Source organism: Psychrobacter sp. H27, assembly GCF_059072655.1.
The window spans coordinates 2120949-2145605 of sequence record NZ_JCACRX010000001.1 but is presented as its reverse complement, the minus strand read 5'-3'; the positions used below and the strand labels follow the sequence as shown (position 1 = coordinate 2145605).

21 protein-coding genes and 2 tRNA genes are annotated in these 24657 nt (G+C 44.5%); 8 read left to right on the top strand and 15 right to left on the bottom strand.

What is annotated here, in order from left to right; translation table 11 throughout:
- Positions 1-19: 19 nt before the first annotated feature.
- From AC5JPY_RS08755 to AC5JPY_RS08745, 3 genes are all read right to left on the bottom strand, one after another.
- Positions 20-682, bottom strand: coding sequence for an RDD family protein (locus AC5JPY_RS08755; RefSeq protein WP_443525192.1), 663 nt, complete (start codon positions 680-682; stop codon positions 20-22).
- Positions 683-947: 265 nt separating this feature from the next.
- Positions 948-1024: transfer RNA gene (locus AC5JPY_RS08750), tRNA-Arg, on the bottom strand.
- 183 nt (positions 1025-1207) lie between these two features.
- Positions 1208-1297 (bottom strand) — tRNA-Ser (locus AC5JPY_RS08745).
- A 337-nt stretch (positions 1298-1634) separates the two neighbouring features.
- Here AC5JPY_RS08745 and AC5JPY_RS08740 point away from each other — a divergent pair.
- Positions 1635-2429 carry a hydroxymethylpyrimidine/phosphomethylpyrimidine kinase gene (locus AC5JPY_RS08740; protein ID WP_443525190.1) on the top strand — a complete coding sequence of 265 codons (795 nt, stop codon included), beginning with the start codon at positions 1635-1637 and terminating at the stop codon, positions 2427-2429.
- 111 nt (positions 2430-2540) lie between these two features.
- Here AC5JPY_RS08740 and AC5JPY_RS08735 read toward each other — a convergent pair whose 3' ends face one another.
- The 5 genes from AC5JPY_RS08735 to ppx form a co-directional block, all read right to left on the bottom strand.
- Positions 2541-3110, bottom strand: coding sequence for a YggT family protein (locus AC5JPY_RS08735; RefSeq protein ID WP_493852346.1), 570 nt, complete (start codon positions 3108-3110; stop codon positions 2541-2543).
- Positions 3111-3219: 109 nt separating this feature from the next.
- The gene (gene proC, locus AC5JPY_RS08730) at positions 3220-4053 is read right to left on the bottom strand and encodes a pyrroline-5-carboxylate reductase (protein WP_443525189.1); all 834 of its coding nucleotides are present in this window, start codon (positions 4051-4053) and stop codon (positions 3220-3222) included.
- 167 nt (positions 4054-4220) lie between these two features.
- Positions 4221-5780 (bottom strand): tRNA lysidine(34) synthetase TilS, encoded by a 1560-nt coding sequence (gene tilS / locus AC5JPY_RS08725; RefSeq protein ID WP_443525188.1) that lies wholly within the window; start codon positions 5778-5780, stop codon positions 4221-4223.
- Positions 5781-5999: 219 nt separating this feature from the next.
- Positions 6000-6803 carry an acetyl-CoA carboxylase carboxyltransferase subunit alpha gene (locus AC5JPY_RS08720; protein ID WP_443525186.1) on the bottom strand — a complete coding sequence of 268 codons (804 nt, stop codon included), beginning with the start codon at positions 6801-6803 and terminating at the stop codon, positions 6000-6002.
- A gap of 181 nt (positions 6804-6984) precedes the next feature.
- Entirely contained in the window at positions 6985-8547 is a 1563-nt protein-coding gene (gene ppx / locus AC5JPY_RS08715; protein WP_443525184.1) for an exopolyphosphatase, read from the bottom strand.
- 695 nt (positions 8548-9242) lie between these two features.
- Here ppx and AC5JPY_RS08710 point away from each other — a divergent pair.
- Entirely contained in the window at positions 9243-9578 is a 336-nt protein-coding gene (locus AC5JPY_RS08710; RefSeq protein ID WP_443525543.1) for an Mpo1-like protein, read from the top strand.
- 123 nt (positions 9579-9701) lie between these two features.
- Here the strand turns inward: AC5JPY_RS08710 and AC5JPY_RS08705 are convergent, their stop codons facing one another.
- From AC5JPY_RS08705 to AC5JPY_RS08695, 3 genes are all read right to left on the bottom strand, one after another.
- Positions 9702-11447 carry an AMP-binding protein gene (locus tag AC5JPY_RS08705; RefSeq protein WP_443525182.1) on the bottom strand — a complete coding sequence of 582 codons (1746 nt, stop codon included), beginning with the start codon at positions 11445-11447 and terminating at the stop codon, positions 9702-9704.
- 280 nt (positions 11448-11727) lie between these two features.
- Positions 11728-13029: a glutamate-1-semialdehyde 2,1-aminomutase gene (gene hemL, locus AC5JPY_RS08700; RefSeq protein WP_443525180.1), complete on the bottom strand. Its 1302-nt coding sequence runs from the start codon at positions 13027-13029 to the stop codon at positions 11728-11730.
- Between the two features lie 122 nt (positions 13030-13151).
- Positions 13152-13505 carry a zinc ribbon domain-containing protein YjdM gene (locus tag AC5JPY_RS08695; protein WP_319052121.1) on the bottom strand — a complete coding sequence of 118 codons (354 nt, stop codon included), beginning with the start codon at positions 13503-13505 and terminating at the stop codon, positions 13152-13154.
- Positions 13506-13876: 371 nt separating this feature from the next.
- Between AC5JPY_RS08695 and ygfZ the strand changes: the two genes are divergently transcribed.
- Positions 13877-14629 (top strand): CAF17-like 4Fe-4S cluster assembly/insertion protein YgfZ, encoded by a 753-nt coding sequence (ygfZ, locus tag AC5JPY_RS08690; protein ID WP_443525178.1) that lies wholly within the window; start codon positions 13877-13879, stop codon positions 14627-14629.
- A gap of 84 nt (positions 14630-14713) precedes the next feature.
- Positions 14714-16039 (top strand): D-amino acid dehydrogenase, encoded by a 1326-nt coding sequence (locus tag AC5JPY_RS08685; protein WP_443525177.1) that lies wholly within the window; start codon positions 14714-14716, stop codon positions 16037-16039.
- A 105-nt stretch (positions 16040-16144) separates the two neighbouring features.
- On the opposite strand, the gene AC5JPY_RS08680 is transcribed toward AC5JPY_RS08685, so the two are convergent.
- Positions 16145-18343, bottom strand: a complete 2199-nt coding sequence (locus tag AC5JPY_RS08680) for a molybdopterin oxidoreductase family protein (RefSeq protein ID WP_443525175.1) — start codon at positions 18341-18343, stop codon at positions 16145-16147.
- 49 nt (positions 18344-18392) lie between these two features.
- Positions 18393-19085, bottom strand: a complete 693-nt coding sequence (locus AC5JPY_RS08675) for a TetR/AcrR family transcriptional regulator (RefSeq protein WP_443525173.1) — start codon at positions 19083-19085, stop codon at positions 18393-18395.
- A gap of 333 nt (positions 19086-19418) precedes the next feature.
- Between AC5JPY_RS08675 and AC5JPY_RS08670 the strand changes: the two genes are divergently transcribed.
- The 4 genes from AC5JPY_RS08670 to AC5JPY_RS08655 all read left to right on the top strand — a co-directional run bounded on the left by AC5JPY_RS08670 (position 19419) and on the right by AC5JPY_RS08655 (position 23361).
- Positions 19419-20651 (top strand): NADH:flavin oxidoreductase/NADH oxidase family protein, encoded by a 1233-nt coding sequence (locus tag AC5JPY_RS08670; protein ID WP_443525172.1) that lies wholly within the window; start codon positions 19419-19421, stop codon positions 20649-20651.
- 507 nt (positions 20652-21158) lie between these two features.
- Complete coding sequence (locus AC5JPY_RS08665) at positions 21159-21362, top strand: CsbD family protein (protein WP_319052385.1); 204 nt, start codon at positions 21159-21161, stop codon at positions 21360-21362.
- An 801-nt stretch (positions 21363-22163) separates the two neighbouring features.
- Entirely contained in the window at positions 22164-22832 is a 669-nt protein-coding gene (locus tag AC5JPY_RS08660) for a hypothetical protein (RefSeq protein ID WP_443525170.1), read from the top strand.
- A 154-nt stretch (positions 22833-22986) separates the two neighbouring features.
- Complete coding sequence (locus AC5JPY_RS08655; RefSeq protein ID WP_443525168.1) at positions 22987-23361, top strand: hypothetical protein; 375 nt, start codon at positions 22987-22989, stop codon at positions 23359-23361.
- Positions 23362-23503: 142 nt separating this feature from the next.
- Here AC5JPY_RS08655 and AC5JPY_RS08650 read toward each other — a convergent pair whose 3' ends face one another.
- Both AC5JPY_RS08650 and AC5JPY_RS08645 read right to left on the bottom strand, forming a co-directional pair.
- On the bottom strand, positions 23504-23815 hold the full coding sequence (locus tag AC5JPY_RS08650) for a YqfO family protein (RefSeq protein ID WP_443525166.1): 312 nt from the start codon (positions 23813-23815) through the stop codon (positions 23504-23506).
- A gap of 41 nt (positions 23816-23856) precedes the next feature.
- Complete coding sequence (locus AC5JPY_RS08645) at positions 23857-24489, bottom strand: DNA-3-methyladenine glycosylase (protein ID WP_443525164.1); 633 nt, start codon at positions 24487-24489, stop codon at positions 23857-23859.
- Positions 24490-24657 lie beyond the last annotated feature (168 nt).

The window sequence follows — 24657 nt, the reverse complement described above, 5'->3', positions numbered from 1 at the left end:
AGCTATCTATTGGATGATGTTACGGTTTTTTGTTACGGTTTCTAAAACCGCGCCATAACCCTTCATGTGCCACTTTTGGCATTTTTAGCGTAATGGTATTCGATAGCATGTCTTGTACTGCCAAACCGCGAGGGTTGAACAGACAGAATACATAATTAAATACCAATCCAAGGAACGCGCTGGCAAGTAAGGCGGCGCGTGACCCATCGACTAAACTACCGATAATGCCAAAAAGTAATGGCATCAAACAAGCTGACAAGATACGTTTGAACGACTGCCCCCATGTTAGCCATTGACCAGCATCATTGATAGTCTTCAATCGCCATGTCTGCATTCCCAATGTCTGCCCGCCGCGGCGCCAAAATATGCCATAGAATGCGACCAACGTCAGCACAAACGACGGCGTCATAATAGCGTTTTGGTACCATAGCGGCAGCGACTGGGCCTGCGATGACTCAGTCCCCGTCTCCATCGTTAGAATCGTTCCCACTACCGTCAGTATCGTACCCACCAAAAACAACAATGCCAAAATCAGCATGCCATCATAAAGAATCGCCACAACTCGAGTCGTGGGTTTAGCGATGGTAGGCTCTTCATTGGGATCTTGCTGCACAGAAGCGCTCGACTGAGGCTTCGCGTTGCGAGTAGATTTTGATGGGCGTTTAGATGGACGTTTTGACATGGTACAAGCTCATAGCAAGCAGTGAATAATAGCGCTATTGTACCGTAAATTATTGGACTGTCGTACATTATCCTAAATGACTGTCCAATCACGCTAGCGACCGACACCATGCATCTACATTAGTCATAAGATAATGATGACAAATTATAAAGGAGTCACTGATAACTCTAGACAACGACTTAAGGTTTTAAACCACACAAAATTTGGACATAAAAAAACCGCCAATTGTCATAAGACAGGCGATTGATTTATTTGATTATGCAAATGGTGCGCCTGGAGAGATTCGAACTCCCGACCCCTTAGTTCGTAGCCAAGTGCTCTATCCAACTGAGCTACAGGCGCGTATTTTGCAAATCATTTACTGACTTGTTAAAAACAATCTCAGTAAATTAGGTTGGCTATTATATAGATAATATAGCTTGTGTCAACATCTTTTTTAATTAAAAACAAAATACTTTTTGATTTAACGATTAAAATGTTTAACGCCAGTATACTGCGCTACTACTCTAATAACAACTGAATAAATGGCGGTGAAGGAGGGATTCGAACCCTCGATACGCTTACACGTATGGTTCCTTAGCAGGGAACTGGTTTCAGCCACTCACCCACTTCACCTAACGAATCAAGACATTTATAAAACCGCTATAAACATAGTATTGATGCTAACAATACGTCTCATGTCGTGGGCGAGTATTATAACAAAGCCAAAATGAATTGCAAGCCTTGTCTGCTAATTTAATGCAGCTTTTATCATAATTAAGGATATAAGCACCTATCTCACGTACTATTGCTAAAAATTGTACCATCTCGTAGCGAAGCATCACCACTTACTTGATCATCGTTGATGATATTTTTGCTACTTGCTCTATAAACGCTAGACTACGATAGATTTTTTGGCAGTAGGTGGCTATAGTATTTATTACTTATTTCAAAATATCTAAAAGGAGCGGTTATGCGACCTGTCGTACTGTGTTTTTCAGGATTGGATCCTTCAGGTGGTGCTGGGTTACAAGCAGATATTGAGGCCATCGGACAGACAGGAGCACATGCTGCCATCGCTTGCACAGCAGTCACGATTCAGAGCTCACAGCAGGTATTTGGTTTTGACGCTTGCGCCGCAGATTTGGTACAGGCTCAAGCCATTGCCGTGCTCGATGATCTGCCAGTGAGCGCTATCAAGTCAGGCATGCTTGGCACCACTGACAATATTGCAATGCTCACACGCTTATTTGCAGAAGAAAAGATCTCCAAAGACATACCTTTTGTGTTGGACCCTGTATTGGTTGCCAATAGCGGTGGTAGCTTGGGTGACGAAAAGACATTGGTGAGTGCCTTTAGACAGCTCCTACCCTATGCCACCTTAATCACCCCAAATACGCACGAGCTTCGAGCATTAAGCGGCGAACAGGACTTGCACAGTGGGGCAAAGCAGCTGTGCGCGCAAGGCGCTCATGCCGTACTGGTAAAAACTTCACACGATTTTGAAGATGGTGATATCGAGCAGTATCTATACATAGAGGGCGAGATGGTACACAAAAGCACGTTGCCGCGCCTAGATGGTGAGTTCCATGGCTCAGGATGCTCTCTTGCTAGCTTTATCGCTGGGCGTTTGGCGATGGGCGGTGCGTTGATTGATGCTATAAAAGCTGCAGACAGCTGGATTATTCAGACATTACGTGCAGCTGACGCACCGCACCCTAATGATGCTCAGGCTCAATTAATACCCAACCGCTTTGTTAGTTTTTAATACTATTATAGAAGCCTGTCTCACACATGCAGCAAATAAAAAAGCGCTCTATATGCCATAGAGCGCTTTTTTGTACTATATATTTTTGGATTGAACGATAGGACGTTTACCCTACCCTAACATTGGCATCACACTGGCAGTTAACCCGCCAATAAATATCTCAAGTAAGTAAAAAGCAAAAAAAGCAACCATTGGTGACAAGTCAAGCATACCTAGATTTGGCGTAATACGACGAAACGGCGCGAGTATCGGCTCTGCTAAGTTCATAATAATGCCGATGATAGGATGCTGAGACTGGGTAAACACCACGATCCAGCTAACGATGATAGAACCAATCACTAAGTAGCGACACATGCGCAAAAAATCTAATATTAAGCTGGTCGTACCCGTAAAGAATAACGGTACAGGGGCTATACCTTGATGCGTCAATGCTGCTTTTCCAGAGATGTCGATCAGACGAATCAAAAACATAAGGACAATAGCAGCAATGCTGATACGACCCTGTGCTACCGTTGGAAAAATACGCCCAAATACGTCGACGACATGAGTCGCTTTGTAGGCAGGCGCAATCATCGGATTGCTCGCATCCATCCCTGCAAACTGCAACATAAAACGAATAAACACCAGCATCATAGCGAATGTGGTGACCAAATCAAAAATTTGAAATAACATGTTGTTCATGAAGTGCTACTCAATGGGACATTATTAACAGATGCTAGGATGACAAAGGTCATTATCAGCTGGTGGTTGCATAAGCGCTATCGTAACTTACAATACCGCGTGTCAGTAATTACTTACTCATCTCTTCACTTAACGCTTGGCTACGATCGTAGCAAGCCTGCATGGCTTCGCTGATCTGACGACCAATTTCGTTGGCTTGCATGGACTCGACCGCTGCCTGAGTCGTACCGTTCGGAGACGTCACTTTGCGGCGCAGTTCAGCTGGTGCATCATCGCTGTTCATCGCCATTTTTGCAGCACCAAGCATGGTTTGCATTGCAAGCGCTGAGGCTTGTTCTTTGTCTAGACCTAACGCCACGGCCCCATCGACCATCGATTCGATAAAGTAAAACATATATGCTGGCGCTGAACCTGACACGGCTGTGACCGCATGCATATGCTCTTCGTCATCAACCCACATGACCAGTCCTGATGCTTCCATTACCGCAGTTGCCAGCTGTTTTTGTTCTGCTGAGATATTATCTGTACCGTAGAGACCCGTCGCACCCATCTGAATCATAGAGGGCGTGTTTGGCATGGCGCGCACAATATTGCTATAGTCGCCCAGCATACTAGATAACAGGTCGGTCGACAGACCTGCTGCGACTGAAATGACCAATTGCGTGTCTAATACATCAGCAAAGCTACTAACAACCACTTTCATCATCTGTGGTTTTACAGCGAGTACTACGATATCAGCATCGACTACAGCGGCTGTTGCATCAGCCATTGGGTCAACGGTATTTAAGCCTTTAGCCGCCAGTTGCTCACGTGCATCGCTGCTAGGATCGGCGACCGTGATGAGATCAGGTTTGATGCCGCAGCCTACAAGCCCGCTAATAAGCGCTTGCGCCATATTTCCGCCACCAATAAAACTGATTTTCTTATTATCTAATACCGACATACTTGTCTCCTAGTCACAACATTCAAAGGTATTCAACTTAACATCTTGATATATAAAACGACACTCAGTTTATCATACTGCCACTAGTATCGTTTGATAAATTCAAACTGTGAGTGCCGACCTCAGGCTAATGACAACCAATGCGCTGGCATAAAGCGCTTCGATCTTTAGTTTATGGTACGTAGGCTTAGGTTGCTTTTGATATATTCAGTTAACTTCTGATGTGTAGTATCACTCATTACGCTTTCAGAGCTCAAATCCCAACTCTCAAATGGTGATATGAGCAATATAGGCGCATCATTTTCGGTACCGTCTTTATTGATAAAAGCGATACTGATTACCAGTAGGTTTTTTCGCAGCCACGACGGAATACCGAGGGTTTGATACAGTCTTTTGCCCGCTTGTGGACGCGTCGCCAGTGCAGTCTTGAGGCGCGTTTTGCTATTCAATGGGGTTATTTTGAGTGTAGCTGTCGATACTCCCTTATCTGCGTGATCGCTTAGCAGCTTTGCCAGTTTATCTGTACATACTTGTAACTGCCACACATATTCAATACTGCGGCGCAACATGATTGAACCGTCATCAGCTGAATCGCTCTCAATAGAGAGCAGACCAGATAATGGCAGCACTTGCTCTGTGATTGGTATATTTAGCCAAGACAGCCATGTGCTACTCAGACGGTAGATCTGCTGACGATAGCGGCGAACAGTATAGGACTGCTTACGACCCTGCCAAAACAACTCTGTTTGATGATCTTGGTCATCACGTTGGCTTACATTTAGTACGTCATCGACGAGCTGCTTAGCAGGTGGCAACGGCTCATCTTGACCCAGCCAATGATGCAGTAGTTGGCGCTGGCGATAGATCGGTAGTGATCGTAGCGCATCAATATTGAGCACGCGCTGTGCAGTTGGTAGTTGTAGGCTTTCATTGACTGTCTGCTGCATATCTTGCTCAGCTTGCGCATTGACAGTGGCTTGTGCCTCACTCAATAGCTGCGCACTACGGGCTATATTATCAATGACGTTGGGGTTATAAGTCGCCAGTATGGGCATGATGTCGCGGCGTAGCCCACTACGTACATTATCGCCATTCTCGTTGGTTGGATCATCTATATAAGGCAACTCTAGGCGCTGGGCATAAGCACTAATCGCGGCGCGTCTCACCGTGAGCCAAGGTCGCCATAGTACATGACGCTGTACGCCCTGCATTTGCACTCGCCATGGCTGCATACCTGAGAGACCGTTGACTCCAGCGCCTTGAATCAAGCGCATCAGTACGGTTTCCGCTTGATCATCAGCATGATGTGCCAATAGCAGTACGTCATCTTGGTTCATATGTGCGCGCATGACGTTATAACGTGCTTGTCGCGCTGCTTGCTCATCATGTCCATTCACTTGTGCCTGTAAAATGCGACAAGGTATCTGCTGCGCTTGCGCCCAATTGGCAACATGCTTGGACCAGTGCTGACTGTCCGCTTGCATACCATGATCGACATGTAAGAGCTGCGGTAGACATGGTAGTTTGCCTTGCTGGTAGAGCTGCGCACATAACGCCGCAAGTGCCAACGAGTCACGTCCACCACTACATGCCAACCAAAGGCGGCGACCATGTAACTGCTCGCTATACGTCTGCATACTGCTCAACAATGCGTCTGCCAATACGTCATCAATCGGCAAATTGGCAACGGATCTAACAGGATATGGGAGGATGGCATTGCTGGTCATAATCAGCCTTAGTCATTAGGGAGTTATATATTTATTAATGCGCCGATGAATGAGCATCTGTGTCAATGACGACATCACACTGAATGCGTTGTATTAAGGGCTTTGTATCGAGAGCTTCGTATAACAATAGCCACAAAAAAACGCGCCATTCAATGACACGTTTTTATTTTAGCATTAAGACTCAGCCTCTAATATGAAAAGCTTAGCGCATGTCATGAACTAGCAAGGCAACATCACTTCTGAATTAAAAGACTTGAGCTTTTCGTAACGTAACTCACAACGTTCTTGAGGGTCTAAGTCTTTAATCTCATCAAGTTGTTCAGTGATCAGGGTTTTTAATGCAGCCATTACAGGTTGCGGCTGTACATGTGCGCCCTCGCCTTCATCAATAACAGCATCAATCAAACCCATTTGATAAAGGTTAATGGCGTTTAGCTTCAGTGCCTCACTGGCGTCTTGTGCTTTTTCAGCGGTTTTCCATAGGATAGAGGCACAGCCCTCAGGAGAGATAACTGAGTAAATACTGTTCTGTAGCATGTTTACTTTGTCACCAACGCCAATAGCAAGCGCGCCGCCTGAACCACCTTCACCGATAATGGTTACGATTACAGGTACCTGAAGACTGGAGAATACAGCGATGCTCTCTGCAATCGCTTGCGCTTGTCCGCGTTCTTCTGCACCAATACCAGGATAAGCCCCTTGAGTATCGACAAAGGTCATCACAGGAATATTAAAGCGCTCAGCCATTTTGACCAAACGTATCACCTTGCGGTAGCCTTCAGGATTGGCCATACCAAAGTTATGGGCGATACGCTCACGAGTGCTGCGACCACGGTGTTGACCGATTACCATCACAGGCTGACCATCAAAACGCGCCAAACCACCCAAGATGGCTTTGTCATCGGCATAAGCACGGTCACCGTGCAACTCATCAAATTCGGTAAAAAGCTGATTAACATAGTCCATAAACAATGGACGCTTGGCATGTCGTGCAAGCTGCACACTATCCCAGACAGTGCTCATAAACGCTTCCTTTTACTCATTATACTTAGTGTATATATGTTTAAAATAATTATGTTTAAAAAATAATATCGTTATCGATCTTTTGATAATGAAAGTACAGTTGTAAACTCAATAGAAGCTATAGTAGCACATCTTATATAGCATGACATTATCGGCGACACCGCTTTTGTTACGTTACTCTTTAACTCGATACTGACAATGGTAACGGCTCGGATTCCTCGGCCTCAATCACACTCAGCTGTATGCCCCATTTGGCAAACTGGTCAATCTCCGTACGCAAATCAGCCAGCAAAAATGCATAATGTTCACTGCTATCAGAAACCGTAATCTGCCACTCACTATCGCTTGTGACCTTGAGTGCTAGATCTGGTAGCTTATGATCACTACGGCTATGGTGTGCCAAGACAGCAAGACGTAACAGCAAGCACAGATAGACCAACTGATCGCCGCCAACCTGGCAGGTCTGATCTAGCATATCGCTTTTAAGCTTGCGACGATGATTGAGCATCAGCTGCGCCATGCGCTTTTGATCCACTTGCGAAAACCCTGGAATATCAGAATGCTCAAGCAAATAGGCACTGTGCTTATGATAGCTGCTATGACTGATCGCAAGACCTATTTCATGCAAGAACGCGGCGCGTCTAAGTAAGTCACAATCATCATTAGTAAGATCAAGCGACTCTTTTACTTGTTCGAACAGATTACGGCTGGTTTTTACCACTTGCTTGGCTTGCTTTTTGTCGCCTGAATAACGTTTTATCAATGCAAGCACACTACGGTCACGCACGTCTTCGCTTGCAAAACGTCCCAGCATGTCATACATCACCCCTTCACGTAATGCCCCATCTGAGTAGGTAATAGTCTCAACACCCAATACTTTCATAACGGCACGCAGTACTGCTACGCCCGCAGGGAACACGGCTTTACGGTGATCTTTGACGCCTTCTAGTTCGATATCGTCAATATTGCCAATCTTAACCAGCAGTCTCTCTAACTTTTTGACTCCTTTATAGGTGATGCGTTCTTGCTCATCAGCCCATCCTTTGGATACCAGAACGTTGCGCACGGCTTTGATCGTACCACTTGAGCCAACCACACTGCTCCAGCCTGTCTTTTGGTAACGACCATTTATCGCTAATACTTCTTTGCGCGCACCTGAAATCGCGTCATTGAACGCTTCTTTGGTAACAAGACCATCAGCAAAGAATTTTTGTGTAAAGGCAACGCAGCCCATTTGCAGGCTTTCGGTCAGTAGCGGATCGAACTCTTGACCGATGATAAACTCTGTTGAGCCGCCACCGATATCAATAACCAAGCGTTTATCACTACTCTCATTGGTATGCGAGACACCCAAATAGATCAGTCTCGCCTCTTCACGTCCAGCGATAGTCTCAATGGGCTTTGGCAAGATTTTGTTGGCACGGGAAATAAAGTCATTAGCGTTTTTGGCTTGGCGCAAGGCATTGGTAGCAACCACACGAATACGCTCTGGCGGTACAGAATCCAAACGCGCGACAAATCGGCTCAAGCAGTCCAGACCGCGTTGCTCAGCGGCGTCGCTCAATATATTATTCTCATCCAATCCTGCAGCGAGCTGCACTTTTTCAGACATGGAGACTACTTTACGCACTTCCCCGTGATCCAGACGAGCGATGGCTAAGTGAAAACTATTGGAACCAATATCAATAGCGGCCATCATTTGATCATCGCTGAGAGGCGGATTTGCAAGATAGTCAATAGGCATAAGACAAGTCGTCACCGTGTTAGAGAGAATGTGTAGTTTATCAAAATCATGTGCTACATAGATATAGAAACCACATGTGTAGAAAAGAGCAGCATCTACAAAAATCAGGGCAATTTTGTCATTAAAGCATTTATCTCAAACACTCGCAAGCAACGTAAAATCATGGCGAGCACACAACCAACCATTCTATAAAGCAGCAGCGTTATCATTGGTGTATCTACTGAGGGTATAAATGACGATATGCATAAGATAAATGGCAGCCAAATAAGCAGTATCATCAAAAATCCAGTATAGATAATATTGGGACATGAACAACATTTGGCACAGTTTGTTACAGGCTCACTCCCTCTAAAACCTACTCTTTAGACTAAGAGAACATATTGGCATTTATCGTCTAGGCACTTATTATCTTGACACTTATCCTCTAAGTACTGGACATCTAGTGCTTGTGTTAGTGATAGCGGTTTGCTACATTGAAAGTTATCAATAACATGATAGAAAACCGTTATTTAATGGTTATATACCCTTATAACTGACATCAAAATTATGAATTATTTGCTCAAATTTCTCTTATAAATCGTCTTCGATTGACCACCGATAAACCCGCCAGCAAGGAAGCTAGTCGCATGAATCAAACCACCACCACAAATACTACCAAAATCGCAAGCACTCAGGCCAATAGCACCAAGACAGATATGGTAAAAACTGAGATGCCATCTGAACAAGCATTCTATGATTTTTATTTGGACGAGCATCAAAACATGGCTTGTCGCCGTCTGCATTTTGCAGGCAGTAGTTTTGGCTTGTTGGGACTGGCAAAGTCTGTCAAAACCAGATCAGCAAAACCTTTGGTAAAAGGTATCGCCGCTGGGTATGCTTGTGCTTGGGTTGGGCACTTTTTCTTTGAAAAAAACAAGCCAGCTTCCTTTAAATTTCCACTAAAAAGCTTTGCTAGCGACTTCCGTATGTATAGCGACGTCCTAAGGGGCAATCTGAGCCTAAGAAATCGTAAGTACGATAAAGCACGATAAAAACCACCTATCGTACGAGACAAATGACAAAAAAACTGGGGTACTATTTTTAGTAGCCCAGTTTTTTATTATTGATCGCTTTATTGCTGTCAGCTCATTTTTATAAACGACACGACACATTTTTTATCTTAAGGATTTACGTAATATCTTGCCAACAGCAGTCTTAGGTAGCTCATCGATAAACTCATAGGATTGCGGACGCTTATAGCCAGTGAGTCGTTTGCTTGCAAAATCCTGTAGCTCCTCTACTGTGAGGTCTGGGTCTTTTTTCACCACAAATGCTTTTGGCACTTCACCGCTATGATCATCTGCAACGCCTACCACAGCCACCTCCAATACTTTAGGGTGCTCGGTCAGGGCAGCCTCTACTTCATTGGGATACACATTAAATCCTGAGACCAATATCATGTCTTTTTTGCGGTCTACGAGCGTCAAAAAACCCTCGTCATTTATGACACCAATATCACCTGATCTAAAGTAGCCATTGTCGGTAAAGGTATCTACATTGTCTCGTTGCCAGTAGCCGCGCATGACCTGTGGGCCTTTGATACAAACCTCTCCACGCGTACCTATCGGACATGTTTTGCCATTCTCATCTATGATATTAATATCCGTCAAAGCCAGCGGCAGTCCAACGCTACCATTGAATGCTGTAACACCAGAAGGATTGAAAGAAATAACCGGCGCTGTCTCAGACATACCATAGCCTTCGCTAATAATCATACCCGTCACTTGCTGCCACTGATCGGAGACTGCTTTGATAATCGCTGTGCCGCCACCGATAGATAATGCCAAGCGGCTAAAATCAAGGCTAGCAAATTTTGGATGGTGCAACATACCAATGAACAAGGTATTTACCGAAGGAATGACATGAGGTCGATGCTGTTCAATCGTTTTGACCAAACCATCGATATCACGAGGATTGGTAACTAAGACATCTTCCCAGCCGCCATAAAGACCCAGTAATCCGCAAACTGTAAATGAAAAGATATGATAGAGCGGTAAAGGATTGAGGATTTTGATTTGCTCACTACGATTGGCTTCAATTGTCTTGCCAAACATCGCGTAGCACTGACAGACATTGGCCATGACATTGTAATGGGTCAGCATAGCGCCTTTTGGCTTGCCAGTCGTACCACCTGTATACTGCAACAATGCCAAATCTTCACGTTCTATCGTAACGTCTTTGAACGCTGACTCACTATACGCCTGCATAACATGGGCAAACGTTATGTTGTGCTTTGCTGAGTCAGTTGATGACTTGGTTACTGCCTCAGTTGTTGACTGGGTCGAGGTATGTGCTGGCTTATGTGTGCTTGCAGATTGTGCTGAGTCAATTTGACTGAGCAAGGCAATATCGTTATCAGAAATACTAGGATCTATAGAGCACCTGACCACCCATTTTAGTTGTGCTTTTACCGTTTCATCTAGTTGCTCATAAGCCGTGCTCATACCATCTAGCACAATGAGACCGCAAGCTTGGGCATCCGTCAACTGATGTGCCAACTCATACTGCGTATACATGGGGTTGACGTTGACCAGTACCACACCCGCTCGTAAGCAACCTAACAGTACTACGGCATATTGCAGTATGTTTGGTAGCTGTACGGCAATACGGTCGCCTTTTTCTATACCTTGTGCCTGTAAGAACGCCGAAAAACGGCGGCTGGCACTGTCTAATTGACCAAAAGTAAGGGTCGCAGCGCCCATACTAAAAGCGGGACGATTACTGTGCTGATCTATCTTTGGTTGCAATAAGTCAATCAGGTTTTGCTTACCTGCCAATACGTCCAAGTTGTTGTCCAAACCATACTGCTCATACGTGGTCTGCCATAGAGGCGCTACGCTACTAGAAGTACTATTGCTCATTCTTTTGCATCCTTGCGTTATTGTCCGAATTTATCTCAGAGTATCATAGTTTATTGTCTATTTTTTAGACACACAGGGATTGAATGTATAAGCATCAGTCACGCTATGACCCATATAAACGCGCCTTAGAAATACACCTTTATTTCTGCAATAGCTATAAGACAAGTACCGCTAAACGAAAAAAACCAGCAAAAATCACTGTTTGATTTTGCTGGTTTTTTGAACTTTTGAATGTTTATAAAGCTTGATAACTATATGGTTAAACTACGCTAAAGATAGACTAAGCTTTCGCCATCTCTGCAAATATCTCATCAGCAGCAGCAATCGATGCATCGATATCTTCATTACTGTGCTTAATCGACATAAAGCCTGCTTCATACGCAGAAGGTGCAAGATAGATACCGCGATCTAGCATACCGTGAAAGAAGGTATTGAATACCGTCATGTCGCACTCTGTCACATCATCGAAGTTCATTGGCGTCTGAGTGTCAGCATCTTTGACAAAGAACATACCAAACATACCGCCTAATTTATTGGTACGCAGATTGATGCCGTGTTTGTCCGCTGCCGCTTGAAAACCATCGACCAAATGATCGACTCTGGTAGATAAGTCGTCGTAGAAACCTGCTTCCGTTAAGTCTTCAAACATCGCGATACCAGCGCGCATGGCCAGCGGATTACCAGACAACGTGCCTGCTTGATACACGCCGCCGAGGGGTGCGATGCAAGACATGATGTCTTCTTTACCACCGAACGCGCCAACAGGTAGACCTGCACCGATGATTTTGCCAAAACAAGTTAAATCAGGCGTGATACCAAAATGTGCCTGCGCACCGCCAAGACCCACGCGGAACCCTGTCATGACTTCATCAAAAATCAATACTGCGCCATGCTCAGTACACTGGGCACGCAGCGTATCGTGAAAATCCTGCTCTGGAATGATCATATTCATGTTGCCAGCGATAGGCTCTAAGATAACGCAAGCAATCTCTTCACCCCATTTTTCAAAACAGTCTTTGATCGCTTGTGGATCATTATAAGGAATCGTAATGGTATGCTTCGCAAAATCCGCTGGCACACCTTTCGAGGTTGGCTCGCCGATATCGAGCATACCAGAGCCCGCTTTGACGAGCAGACTGTCTGAATGGCCATGATAGCAGCCTTCAAACTTAACGATTTTGTCACGCTGGGTATAGCCACGTGCCAGACGGATTGCGCTCATGGTCGCTTCGGTACCCGAGCTGGTCATACGAACCATCTCAACGCTTGGTACGATATCGCAAATCTTATCAGCAACGGTGGTTTCAAACGGCGTTGGTGTACCAAAGCTCAAACCATCATCGGCCGCTTTTTTTACTGCATCGATGACTTTTGGATGCGCATGACCCAAAATCATCGGACCCCAAGAACCCACATAATCGATGTAGGCATTGTCTTCGGTGTCATAAATCTTGCTACCGTTGGCACGGTGCATAAATATCGGCGTACCACCAACTCCGGCAAAGGCACGTACGGGTGAATTGACGCCACCTGGGATATGTTTGCGCGCTTGGGCAAAGAGCTGTTCGTTTTTAGTACTCATAGCTAGTCTCTATTTGTAGATGTTGTATTTTATAGGGTTTATATTTTATAGGGTCTGTATTTTTTGATTAACGTTAGTTTTATATTTGTTTATTATCCAATCTTTCAAGACGTTTTTACAATTTACGCTTTTTTGACGACAGAAGATTTTAGCTTCATTGGACCATAGCCGTCGAGCTTGCAATCGATATCATGACCATCGGTTGCGTCTGGCAACAAGCGAATACTTTTTGCTTTTGTCCCGACTTTGATGACCAGTGACGAGCCTTTAACCTTGAGGTCTTTGATGACCGTAACAGCATCACCATCCTGCAACTCGTTGCCGACCGCATCACGAATCAATGCATCTTGTTCTTCTGCTTGTGCCTCATCAGTCTCAGCCGCCGTCCATTCATGAGCACACATAGGACATACCAGTAACGCACCATCTTCGTACGTATATTCAGCATCACATTTCGGGCAATTTGGTAAGCTCATTATATCCTCGGTAGTCATCAAATATTGGGTTCAATATAGAGTCAACATTGTACCGTAACTCACCATCTTTAACCAATTTGTACGGTTGAAAATTGGACACTGTACCCAATTTAATACGTAACCCCTCACTTTAATGCACCCCTTAGCGATGACGTTTTTGTGACTGTATTTTTGTGGTACTCTTCTTAACCTTATAACGATTTATACGCGCGCTTTTAGTTAGTAACATGGTCAGTAACAATGGCATCTATATAAAAAGTGCGCGTATAATTTTTTATCACTTCGATGTTGTCTTTTAGCCCATTTATTTATAAACATTTGAATTAGGGGCATGCCCTAATAATTAAGCGCTTAGCAGAAGGATAATAACAATGACTCAGTCTTCAGATACCTCAGTATTACCGCAGTTTTCACAGCTGACCATTCAAGGTGAGGACGCCGAAAAATTCTTGCAAGGTCAATTGACTTGTGATGTGACCAAACTTGGGCTCAGCTATCAGGCAGCCGCTATCGGCAACCTAAAAGGTCGTATTGAATTTGGCATTTGGATTAAGAAACAAGCAGAAAAGCATTATGATGTGGTCATAAGCAGCGATTGTGCGGCATCTTTGCAAGCGCATCTGAACAAGTATGGCGCGTTTTCAAAATTTGAGACCAGTGCGCCGACTACCATCTATCCTTGCGTGCTGGCAGATGCACCCACCTTTAGTCACAAAGAAGATCATAATACAGCCGCCGATACTGAGGCGTGGATGACGTGCAGCATAGCCACAGGCAACTATTGGATCGTTGCGGCGACTCAAGCTGAGTTTCAACCGCAAGAACTGCGTCTACATCAGCGCGGCGGTATGGACTATGATAAAGGCTGCTATTTGGGTCAAGAAGTTATCGCCCGTATTTATTTTAAGTCAGCACCCAAAGCATTTTTGCATTATGTACAAGGCATTGGCGCAGCACCAGTAGCAGGCGACAAACTGGACAAAATCCAAGTGGTCAACACCATGAAGACCGACGATGGCTTTATCGCTCTTGTCGTGGCGCGTCCTGAACAATTGGCAGAAAGCACACTGAGCATACTGGACTTGCCAGCAGCACTACAAGTGGACGTAGCGCGCCCAAAGTAACTCAAGCAATATAGCTACTTGGCAAAGGTGATAGTGGTTTGATACAGAACTGCCATCATGATTAACATGAGCATAGAGAATCCTATGACACATATTGCGATACTCGGAGCAGGCGTGGTGGGCGTGACCACCGCATGGTATCTACGTCAGGCAGGCTATGATGTGACCGTGATTGAGCGTGAGTCCGCAGCAGGCATGCAGACCTCCTTTGCCAATGGCGGTCAAATATCGGTCTCGCATGCCACGCCATGGGCCAACCCTGCAACGCCAATGAAAGCGCTCAAGTGGTTGTTTAAAGAAGATGCGCCACTGCTGTTTCGTCTACGTGCAGATAAGAATCAGCTCAAATGGGCCATGCAGTTTTTGCAAGAGTGCCGCGCCGATCGTGCCGATGCCAATCTGGTGCAAATGGTACGCTTGGGGCTTTACTCAAGAGACGCCCTACAACAGCTACGCGCAGATATCAGTATCAACTATGAGCAGCAAACACGCGGTATCATGCATTTTTATACCAGCCAAGCGGAGTTCGATGCCGCTATCGAACCTACAGAGCGCATGCAAGCGCTAGGCTGTGAGCGTCATGTGATTGATATCAATAATGCCGTCAGCTTAGAGCCAGCACTCTACCCTATTGCACACAATCTCACAGGGGCTACCTATACCAGCCGCGACGAGTCTGGCAACGCGCATCTGTTTACTCAGCGCTTAGCACAGCGCTGCATCGGTGCGGGTGTGCAGTTTTTGTATGATACTGAGATATTAGCCCTCAATACTGACGCTCACTCTACTAGGCCCCATGTGCACAGTATTACTATTCGCCCGAAAGGTGAAAACGCGCAGACTTTCACGGCTGATAGTCATGTGGTCGCACTTGGCAGTTATAGCGTTCCTCTCTTAAAACCACTGGGTATTCATGTACCCATCTTTCCTGCAAAGGGCTATTCAGCCACATATACGGTGAATCCGCGAGCGCCGCATTTAGCACCTTTTGTTAGCCTAATAGATGATGAGTTTAAGCTGGTAACCTCGCGGCTGGGTGACAAACTGCGAGTTGCGGGGACAGCAGAATTTAACGGCTATAATCTCGACCTAAATGCCACGCGCTGTGAGGCGATTACTCGCCGCGTACAGCAATTGTTTCCCAAAGGCATCATCGCAAATTCTGTTCAGTATTGGACAGGACTACGACCGATGACCCCATCGAACGTGCCATTGATTGGTCGTGCGCACTGTGGTCAAGTCAAACATGGCAGTCATAATGCTTCAGCGACTTTTGACAATTTATGGCTCAATACAGGGCATGGCACACTAGGGTGGACACATGCTTGCGGTTCTGCAAAAGCGATCAGCTTGTTAATCCAAGGGGATACGCCCAATGTTGATTTTGATTTTGTAGGCGTAAGTAGCTGACCTAGTATCGAAAGAATATATGAGAATGGTACCCAAAAAAACGGCGCTTACATCGTGTAAGCGCCTTCTTTTTGCTTTGTGACAAACTTGCAATGAAACCTAAGCTTATGCGATTGCACTGTCTACTAACGTCTCTGATGCCTCGGTAGATATACTTTCTATGCTAGTACCCAACGCTTCCAACTGTACTGGCACACCATTGACAGCGGCATTACCGCTCAACTGATCGATTAGGGTATCGTCTGTTAAGTCATTGACACTCACACCAGCATGCTCTTGAGCAATCTTTTGCTTAACGCCTTTACGTCCATGCCCAAAGCCATGTGGAATACTCACCACGCCTGGCATCAGCTCATCGGTTACTTCTGCTGCGATGACTACACTACCGACTCGAGACGTTACTTTTACGTCTTGACCATCTTCAATACCATACTGCTCTGCCGTTTGTGGATGCAGCATCAGCGTACAACGAGATTTGCCTTTGACCAATCGATAACTGTTATGCAGCCATGAGTTGTTGCTACGTACATGGCGACGACCAATGAGTAAAATCTCTTGATTGTCGTACTGCTGCATCATCTCTTTAACCCGTGCCAAATCTGCTTGATAAAAATCAACATTGAGATTGATTTGTTTATCCGCATGCTTGATAGCCTCTGGCAACATACGATGCAATGGTCCCAAATCAATACCATGTGGGTTATCTATCAGCGCATCCAATGTCACGTCTTTATAAGGTCCATATTTGAGACCCTGTTCAAGTAAGAACTTTGGTCCAAATGCTTTTGTCGCCGCACGCTCTTTTTGTACCGCTTCAGGGGCATCTTTATCCAAACGATCAGCAAGCCCCAAATAAATCTCCCAGTCATGCTTTTCATTGTCTGTTTTACTAAACAAGGCAGGCGAGTATTTGGCAACATTATGTACCGCAAAACCGTTAAACGTGATGTCGTAATGGTCACGCTCTAATGGCGATACAGGCGGCAGGATAATATTGGCATGGCGACTGGTCTCAGTCACAAAATAATCGAGCGACACCATAAACTCCAGCCCTGATAGCGCCTCGTCTAGTTTTTCGCCGTTTGGTGTCGTGAGGACGGGGTTACCCGCAACTGTCATAAAGCCTTTTAACTGTCCTTCTCCTTCTACTAGCATCTCATCGGCCATCGCAACGACGGGATACTCACCATTAAAATCAGGTAGGTTACTCACGCGGCTGTGGCGTTTGCCCAAATAGCCAGGACCCGAGCTATTGACCACATCGACAGCTGGGTTCGGGAACATGAGTCCGCCCACTTCATCCAAGCGTCCTGTCACGATATTGATGACCATAGAGAGATACTGGCTCAGCAGCCCAAACTCTTGCACTGAGATACCCATACGGCCATAGCAGACTGAGCTTTCGGCCTCACAGAACTCTTTGACTATACGTTTGATTTCATCAGCTGTGATACCCGTGATGCCCGCTACCGATTCAGGTGTGAACCCTTCTGCAAATGACTCAATACGATCAATCTCTGGTGCCAAGCCTGCCACTCGGCTATCTACTTTGGCATAGCCTTGTGCATAGATTTCATTGAGCATGGCAAGTAACAGCAGTACGTCTGTCGCTGGGCGAATAAAGTGATGCTCGCTAGCGATATCTGCGGTTTCGGTACGTCTTGGATCGATCACCACCACTTTACCGTCGCGGGCTTTGATGTCTTTTAGTTTTTGGCGCATGTTGGGCGCAGTCATGATACTGCCATTAGACGCCAGCGGGTTACCGCCGATGATGAGCATATACTGGGTATGGTTCACATCCGGGACCGGAATACGCAGCATATGACCGAACAGGTGCATACTAACAATATGGTGTGGTAGCTGGTCAATAGATGTCGCAGAAAAACGACTGCGTGTCTTTAGGCTGGTCAGTAGCTGTTTGATGGTCAACATACCGCCCATATTATGGACATTCGGGTTACCTAAATAGACCCCAAACGCATTTTGTCCGTGTTTTTGCTGAACGGACTGAATACCTGCAGCGACTTTGTCTAAAGCCTCTGGCCAACTGATCGATTTCCAGCCATCCGCCGTTCTCTCAACAGGCCCTCTCAAACGATCAGGGTCTTCGTACAAGTCCTGCAAAGCAGTTGCTTTTGGGCAAATGTAGCCTTGCGAAAAAGGATCATTTTTATCCCCTTTAATCGATAAGACTTTTTCGCCGTCGTGCTTTATTTCGACGCCGCACATGGCCTCGCATAAGGTACAGGTTCTAAAGTGTATCTGTTCATTGTCCGTTGGTGTAGCCGCTGTTGTGGCCATAGTCATGCTCCCTTTTATGTGTTGTGAATCCTAGCTGTCACGACATACATCATGACTTGCTATGGTTGCTTCCGTGCAAAAAATTAGCGAACAGCGCATCAAAGCTAATGCTCAATGTGTTAATCGCCTGCGCCCTTGAATAGCGCTGCTGATGACAGCCTAATATCAACTCGTGTACTTGTGCAGCAGCCATATCGACACAAAGATTGACAGCACTCCTCTCAGCAGAACGATTGGATAGCTGTAACCCCTGAATAAATATCTCTGTCCACTCTTCTTGTATTTCGCTGACCAGATTTCCTAGCCCATTACTTAGTGAAGACTGGTTTTCTATAGTGGCACTAAATCGCGGACGGTCTTCGAGCAGGTGCTGAAACAGTTCGATATTCTGAAACGCTGAATCAAAAATCATGGTCAGACATTGCTGACACTGCTCATTAAACTGCTCCTCACTCAATACGTCGTAGTCTTTGAGCATATTGACCCACGCCAGTCGCATAGGAGATAGGTAGTTATCTTTTAACTGAGCACTTAGCTCGTTTTGCAGCGCATCTAAGCTCTCAAAATGATTATAAAAACTGGGCTGCGCTATACCAGCACCCTTAGCAATTTTATTCATGCTCATACCTTGAGCACCTTGCAAGCTATATAACCGCAAGGCGCTTTTGAGCAATGCGCGCCGCGTTTTAGCTTTTGCCTGCTCGCGTTTTGACTCTAGTTTTGAACCCATAGGTACTGTCATATCTTGTGCTAATACATTCAATACAAAGGTATCCTGATTTGGTTAATAACTTGATTAAGAATTCGATCAACAACTCAGTCAATAGTGTGGTCAACACGTCAGTAATTTACCTGAAGTGCTATTGTGCTGAAAAATGTGATGATAGATAGAGATAACGGTTTTCGGGTGTGCTATCTTTCGACCAGTCGTCTTTAGAGTCACTACTCCTAAACCCGCCACAATTACTACCAATCATGTTTCGACTATAAGGTTATAGTCATTTAAACTATAAGTCTATAGCCAAACGCATAGTAGAACTCGTGCTTCACAAAAACATAATCTTAGGCCGCTATCATGACATCACCTGTTTTTTCATCGTTCGTATTGCCTTGTGGCATCACCTTACCCAATCGCTTAGCAAAAGCTGCTATGGAAGAAAACATGGCTGATGCAGGTCAGATTCCAGGCGCTGTCCTCCTTCGTCTGTATAAGCGCTGGGCAGCAGGCGGTACAGGCTTACTCATTACAGGGAATGTCATGGTCGATGGTCGCGCCATGACTGGCCCTGGCGGTGTCGTACTAGACAAGCATAGTGATATAGCGCCTTTTGAGGCGTGGGCACGTGTTGCCAAACAAAACAACACCCGCGTTGTGATGCAGCTCAACCACCCTGGTCGTCAGGTATACGCTGCGATGGGCGGTGATGTTCTCTCTCCTTCTGATGTGGCGCTTGATTTGGGCAAGCACTCTCATTTATTTAGTAAACCTCGTGCTATGACACAGCAGGATATAGAGCAGCTGATACAGCGGTTCGCTGATAGCGCTGTCAAAGCAGAGCAGGCAGGTTTTGACGGGGTACAAATTCATGCCGCCCACGGCTATCTTATCTCTCAGTTTTTATCCCCGCTCACCAATCAGCGAAAAGATGAGTACGGTGGTTCTATCGAAAGCCGTATGCGGCTGTTGATCGAAGTGATCAAAGCCATTCGTGAGCAGGTTTCTGCCACTTTTATAGTGGCTGTAAAAATAAACTCAGCTGACTTTCAGCGAGGTGGTTTTGATGCTGATGATGCTAAAGTGGTGGTGTTAGCCATGAACGAGCTGGCAGTAGATTTGGTCGAGCTCTCTGGTGGTAGTTACGAAAGCCCAGCCATGCAAGGCAGTACAGCAGATGGACGCACTCTACAGAGAGAGGCTTACTTTTTGGATTTTGCAAAAGAGATTGCTCAAGCCGCTACCATGCCTATTATGACGACAGGTGGCGTTAGACGGTTGGCTGTTGCAGAAGAGGTACTGGCTCAGGGCATCGATATTGTCGGCATGGGCACAGCGTTGGCGCTGAATCCAGCCCTTCCCAATGATTGGAAAAAAGATACCACATTGAGTGCTCACGATCCTATGGTACGCTGGAAAGACAAAACCTTAAGTGCGCTTGCGACCATGGCAGTAGTCAAACGTCAGCTACAGCGCATGGGCAATGGCAAGCCGCCTAAGTCTAATGTATCGCCATTATTTTCACTGGTTAGTGACCGTATTCGCATAAAGAAACTGACCACGCGTTATAAGCGTTACTTGGCTAACCGCTAATAATCTGGCGCCCTTCATTAATCTCTATTGAGTATAAAACAGTAAAAAGCAGAATTCTAAATTTAGAACTCTGCTTTTTTTTCGCTATTTATTTTGCCTAGACGTTCCTTCTACCTTGTAGACGCGCTATTTAATTACGCTTATATTTCCATATTCAGTTTAATACTATTACGCACGATAGACGCAATTTACGCTGCACTATCACAGCATCCGTATGGATAACACTTAGCGAACGTTCACTATAATTAAGTAACACTATAAACATAGCACATACAGACAGTCCAATTGAAAAGTCCTATATTTGATTTCACAAGATTTTTGAAAACAACCAACTATACTTGTGAATCATAAATAAAATAATAATATCTAGAATAACAATAAATAAAATTAAGATTTTAAAATAAAAATAATATAATAATAAATATTATCTAATAACAAAGAAGAAGTACCAGAAAAGAAGCGTTAAAACCAACCAAAGACAATAAGTTCAACAAAAGGAATAATACAATGAACGAACATACTCTAAAAGGCGAATGGAACCAGATGAAAGGTTCGGCTAAGCAAAAGTGGGCAGAGTTGACTGATGATGATCTCACCCATGTCGAAGGTAGCCGAGATAAGCTAGTCGGTCGTGTCCAAGAGCGCTATGGTCATGCTAAAGAAGATGCAGAGCGTGAAGTAGATGACTGGCGCCGCGAAAACAAATACTAATTAATTATACTTAGAAAAATAATAATTTTTTAACACAAATAAAAAACCGTATATTGATATATGCGGTTTTTTTGCGTCGGATGAATATTAATAATTGAATAAATATTAGCCATCAAATAAAGGCTAGTTATCAAATAAATACTTGTTATGAACTATTACTATCTAAAAGAACATATGCATTGCGATAATTAAACAGTAACAATAATGAGCGTCATCCAGACACGATAAAACCGCATAGCAATTAATTGTTATGCGGTTTTATTGTTAACCATCCATGTTACCTATCGCGGACTAGTTTCATGCATCCTTGCACAAATAGTTAGTATATTGCGATACTGGGCATCCTGCCCTTATTACTACATACAGCGTTTGATATTAACTGCTGCTATCAGCACAGGGTATGTGTCCTTACTTCAGCTATCATTATCATCCTGATGGTGATAACTGAATCATTATCCTTAATGCGGTCAACTCAATCCTTGAGTCACATTCCCTAATGCCGTGTGACTATAATGCCTAACTCTCACTCTCATGTTAAGTCGCGTAAACGTCATTGTGTGTAAGCATATGCTTACATCGATTAAATTATAGCAATGATTACAACTTACTAACGCAAATGACACTTAATATAAAGTTTTGCATCTTACTATAGATAATGTAAGAAAATATTTCTAAACGTACTTCCTAATAGTAATAGTTGTGAACTTTTCAGCAAAAGTTACCCTACTCTGCAACTTATTGTTTTAGCCAATACCCGCACTTTACCTTATAGCCTTCTGAAACCTTATAGGACATCAAATTATGAAAACTATAAAGCCGTTCTCATTTAAGACTGCTGTATCTACTGGTCTTGCCATCGCGTTATTAGGTACAACTGTCGGTTGTACGATAGCTGGTTCAGGGTATGACAATCAGCGTATATATCGTGTCGATAACAACCGTCAAAATGATAGTTTTAACCGTGTCAGCCAGCAGTTACGTCAAGACTTGCGCCGCAAAGGCTACCAGGTGATGGATATTAGACCTGACAGTTATCGCGGCGAGCGTGCAATTACAGCGTTCGTTAAAAAGAACAACCAAGCTTATGAAGTCAAATATACTTATCCTTCTCTAAGACTCATCAACTCAAATAAGATAGCATGGTCAAATAACGGGAAAGATAATAAGTACCAACGAGACAATGACCGATATAAGAAAGACAAGTACAAGGATGATGACAAATACAAAGGGAATAAGCGCTACAAAAAAGGAAACGTCGAAGACAGTATCAAGAGAGAATCACGTTACCCCGCTCTTAAGCGCCGTGCGATCAACAAAGTAAGAGCGATGGGCTACCGTGTCGAGGATATAGATCTTGAAGAAAAGAACAAGCGCGGTGTCTTTGAAATTGAAGCAAAACGCGGTTCACAGAAATATGAGATATTGCTGAGCTACCCAAATCTAGAGGTTATTAGAGTCAAAAAAGATTGATTGTGCTGAGTCGCTTTTATTAGCGCAGCTCTATATGTCTGTCCATCAAAGCAAGTGTAAATCGTCAATCTTACTGACCTGAGTGTTGGCTAGATATCTTGAAGCATTGCAAAGCAATCTGTATTAAACAATGTCCTGTTATGAGAAAATTTTTATGAGAACCATATTACCTTTGGCAATAAAAAATGTAGTATCCGGTAGTATTGTTGCCACACTACTAGCAGCAACAACTGGCTGTGTGACTACCCCTAATGGCTACAATGTCTACGATGACATCTACGGAGATGTCTATAAGGACAGTAAAGATCACAAAAAGTATAAGAACAAAAAAGCTGACAAAAACGTCTCATCATCTACTGTCGAGCGCCGAGCGGCTAGTAAAGTCAGCAGTATGGGCTACCGTGTCAAAGACGTTAAATATAAAAAGGGCGATCGTAAAATTAAAGTGAAGGCTGAACGTGGACGCGATGATTATAAAATCGAGCTGGGTTATCCGAGCTACAATGTGATTAAGCTTAAAAAAGATTGATCAGTTGTTAAATACTGGCATTCACTATTAATACCTAGTTGGAACATCAAAAATTTTATAACCAAATAAGTCATTGAGTGGTTTATTTGGTTTTTTTATGACAAGTCTTACGCTCAATAAGCTGATATTTCTCTACATAACACTAAAAATCCAAGACTTTTATTACATCATACGCTGGTGTCTCGTACGGGTGCGTCTCTTTTAACGCGGCGATAGTAGCCGTTATAAATGCGTCATCGACGACCATCTCTACTCGCCACTCATCGACCGTTTCTAAACTATCGTGACGACCGATATGCGGCGTACTACCTGATAATGGCATAAACTGACCGGTTCCTCGTACCTGCCAACAGCACTGCTCGTAGTTACCAATACTCCCAGCACCAGCAGCAAACATCGCAGATTTTACTTGGTCTAACGCATCATTAGGAATGAATACGGTTAACTTATACATAGGTTTACCTCATAGATGTCGTCAACAGGCAGTCAGTCGAACTAATTTTTGGACAGAGACGGATGGTCGGTCCAAATATAGCGTAGTAGCCAATCTTTGGCATCACCTGCATAGTCAATACCAATACGTGGACGTACTGACACGGGTGGCTGGCAACTATCATCCTCGACCCAAACGCTTGAGTCTGGCGAGATTGGTTTGCCATATAGCTCACGGTCGATCTGCAAGCGTTTGGTCAATTTACCCGGCCCTGCGAATTGCTTAGGATGAGTAAATTGCTTATCTGGACTCAGTTGTTGCTCATTAATCAGGCGGTCACTATCCTCGGTCAAAAACCCAGCGCGAATCAGTACCGACTCAGGGGATTCGGCTGCACCACTGACCAGATTGAGCATATGATGCACGCCGTAAGTCAAATAGACATAGAACACACCGCCTTGCTCATACATAATCTCTGTGCGCGCTGTTCGAGTGCCTGCATGTGAGTGGCAAGCGGGATCATCTTGACCAATATAGGCTTCGGTCTCTGAGATACGCATACGTAGCGTTTTTTGCTGTCCATCACTATCTGTTAGCTCTCGACATAAGACTTTACCCACCAAGTCGGCCGCGACCACACAGGTCGGACGAGTAAACCAGTCAGGCTCTAAAACAGTTGGTGAAGCAGTAGACATTAGCAAAACCTTTTCTTATTTTTATGGTCTAATTGATATGAGTAAGTACTATCAAATTAGCATAAAAATAAGATAAGGTATCGAGGACAGTGTTGGCGCTATGTTTGATTTTTTATACGAGCTAAACTACCAGCCTGTGTCTAAAGAGTAATACTGGTTGATAAATAG